The sequence below is a fragment of the Bradyrhizobium sp. genome (assembly GCF_019242285.1).
In the GTDB taxonomy this organism is placed as follows: Bacteria; Pseudomonadota; Alphaproteobacteria; order Rhizobiales; family Xanthobacteraceae; genus Bradyrhizobium.
Genome location: NZ_JAFAVV010000887.1, coordinates 1 through 2901 on the forward strand (window position 1 = coordinate 1; position 2901 = coordinate 2901).

Annotated in this window: 4 protein-coding genes; 2 read left to right on the top strand and 2 right to left on the bottom strand. The window is 59.2% G+C overall.

The features are described from left to right. Nucleotides 1–156: 156 nt before the first annotated feature. Entirely contained in the window at nt 157–1038 is an 882-nt protein-coding gene (locus tag JOY90_RS36500) for an IS1595 family transposase (protein ID WP_291695936.1), read from the bottom strand. A 65-nt stretch (nt 1039–1103) separates the two neighbouring features. Further along, nucleotides 1104–1406 carry a hypothetical protein gene (locus JOY90_RS36505; protein ID WP_291695937.1) on the bottom strand — a complete coding sequence of 101 codons (303 nt, stop codon included), beginning with the start codon at nt 1404–1406 and terminating at the stop codon, nt 1104–1106. Nucleotides 1407–1483: 77 nt separating this feature from the next. Between JOY90_RS36505 and JOY90_RS36510 the strand changes: the two genes are divergently transcribed. After that, the gene (locus JOY90_RS36510) at nt 1484–1705 is read left to right on the top strand and encodes a hypothetical protein (RefSeq protein ID WP_291695938.1); all 222 of its coding nucleotides are present in this window, start codon (nt 1484–1486) and stop codon (nt 1703–1705) included. Nucleotides 1706–2252: 547 nt separating this feature from the next. Beyond that, nucleotides 2253–2901, top strand: a 649-nt coding sequence (locus JOY90_RS36515) for a PHP domain-containing protein (RefSeq protein ID WP_291695939.1), incomplete at its 3' end; no start/stop codon positions are given.

Below are 2901 nucleotides of genomic sequence, written 5' to 3' on the forward strand. Positions count from 1 at the left end.
TGCGAAAAACGATCAAGGAAAAACGGGAGGCGGAACGCACTATTTCCGCCGCAAGTCCAGATTCGGCGTTGCCGCTGGTTCGGCAATCTGCTGAGGCTGCCGTCGAGGGCGCCGCCGTTCCTGCCACCGACGATAACCCCAATCACCGAGAGGATTTCACGCGTCTTGTAAACGCGGCAGCGCGAAAGCCTGCACCAAAAGATTAAACATCGTCCAGTGCGAATGCCGATAGTTGCGGCGGTAGCTGAACTCGCTGACGTATTTCCAAGAATGCTTGGCTGAGATATGAACGTGGGTACCCTTCACGGCACGCTTGAAAAGCGACCAATGGCTCTCCAACGTATTCACATGGTGGATGCCACGAACCCACTCTTCCTCTGAGTGGTTCACCGTACCGTGCGCGTAAGCGTGGCGCAGACCATGATACACACGATTCTCGTCCGTGCTGATCGTTGAACCCGCAACGATGTTTTCGTTAATGATGCCCTCGACGGTGTAAGTGGTGACATCGGGGATAGGTCCGGCAACGATCTTGCCGCCGCGCTCGACCATACCAAAAACGACGGTTTTGTTGTCTGGTTCATCCGCCTTGCGACGACCGCCGACATAGGTCTCATCAATTTCGATATGGCCCTTGAGCGTCGATCCGCCGCCGAAATCGTGATCCGCAGACGCCATCAGCTTGCGCAGTTCATGGCACATGCGCCAAGCGCATTTGTAGGTAACGCCCAACTGACGTTCGATCTCTTTTGCGGCAACGCCATGACGCGTGCTGGTCATCAGGTACATCGCGAAGAACCACTTGGTGAGGGGCGTGCGCGACTTGTGGAAGATGGTGCCGGCGGCCGGATAAACGTGATGGCCACATTCCTGACAGGCATAGGCGCGGCGCTTGCTCATCGGATGAAATGAAGCGCGCTTCTTACAGCCTGGGCAGACGATATCAGTGCCGCCGTAGTTGATTTCCATCAACTTGGCGAGACAGGACTCGTCATCGGGGTATTCGGTTTGAAACTGCTGAAAGGTGTACTTGGCCATGAACGTTGCTCAATTTCTCGAAGAGACGATGAAAAAACCAACCTCTCCCGAGGTCGCTCAGGCTGTCATTGAGGCTTTGCATCGGGCGGGATTAGCGCCGTACCCGTCCAGTTGTTCTCCTCAAGATAGGCGAACAAACCACGCAAAATTGTCGCGCAATACCGATCGATGAGAATCGATTCTGTTGTGCCGTCTCCAAGTTTCCACTTGATCCCTACGCAGCTAATTGTGCCATCACTCATGCAAACTGGCGCCGAATCAAAACTAGCCGCTATACGCAGTTTTTGAGCTGCGGCGATCATTTCTGCCTCGGTCAACTTCGGTTTTTGCTCTCGAAATACTTCGGCTCTAGGTTTGACCGCGGCCATAAGTGCCATCCATCTACCTGCGATTGAGGGATAGCCTATCCGACGCGTTACTTGTCGTCAAGGTATAAATCTGCGGAATGCCGCTGCTCACATGGTATGACCCCGACGCCAACCCCTCCCAGTTCCTCGCCGCGCTCTGGCGGGTGAGGCATCTCTGCACCCGGGCGGAGGCCATCCTGCCGCACACCAGGGTGCGCGGCAGCATGCTGCTGGTCGAGGCGATCAAGTCGGCGATCGACGATTATGCCGAGCACGAGACGGGCAACCGCGAATATTTCTGGGACCGGCCCAGGCGTTAGCCGCTGTAGCCCGGATGAGCGAAGCGACATCCGGGAATCTGGATCCGCATGTGGCTGCGCATGCGGGCTACTTGGCTGCTTGCTCGCTGAAGCGTGGGGCGGATTAGCTGATGGCGTAACCCGTCATTTCTCATCTCACGACATGGCGACAGAATCGTGCCCGTAGCCGGACAGGCCCATTAACCAATCTCGATATCCGGAACTCCGGGTTCGAAATCCGGCGGTGGCCGTGCTTGACTACAGAACAAATACGGAACAATGTTCGCTCTATGTTCTGAAGCGAAGGGAGCGAGCCATGTTGCGGATTTTCGTGGAAGAGGCGGCGGCGCTGGCGTCGATCACGCTGTTCATCGGGATGGTCGCGGTCTGGGCGCAGCTTTTCAGCCAGTTCTGAGGCGGGTGAGGGAAGGCTGGGGACGGCGGGGGAAATCTTGGGAAACCCCAGGGCCGGCGTGGACTCCGCCGGCCGCGGGCATCACCATCCAGCCCTGAGTCGGTGCACGGAAGCCGGCCGCCTTCTCGAAAAACCGCCAGCCTTGTCAAGAGCATGTCCAGCGCCGGATTCGTCCATCTTCACGTCCACTCGGCCTATTCGCTGCTGAAGGGCTCGATCAAGATCGCCAGGCTCGGCGAACTCGCGAAAGCCGACCGCCAGCCGGCGCTGGCGCTCACCGACACCGACAACATGTTCGGAGCACTGGAGTTCTCCGACAAGATGGCGGGTTACGGCATCCAGCCGATCGTGGGGCTGGAGCTCGCGGTCGATTTTGCGGATCAGGAGGTCAATCCGCGCAACGCCCAGGCCCCCAATTACGGGCGGATCGTGCTGCTGGCCGCACGCGAGCGCGGCTATCGCAGCCTGATGCGGCTGAACTCGCGGGCGTTCCTGGAGACGCCGGTGCACCAGGCGCCGCATATCAAGTTCGACTGGCTCGCCAACGACGCCGAGGACGTGATCGCGCTGACCGGCGGGCCGGACGGCCCGGTCTCGCTCGCGATCCAGTCCGGCCACGTCGAGCTCGCCACGGCGCGCTGCGACCGGCTCGCGACCACCTTCGGCGACCGCCTCTATGTCGAATTGCAGCGCCATGGCATCGACCGCGAGCGGCGGGTCGAGAACGGCCTGATCGATCTCGCCTATTCGAAAGGCCTGCCGCTGGTTGCGACCAACGAGCCCTATTTTGCCTCCAACGACG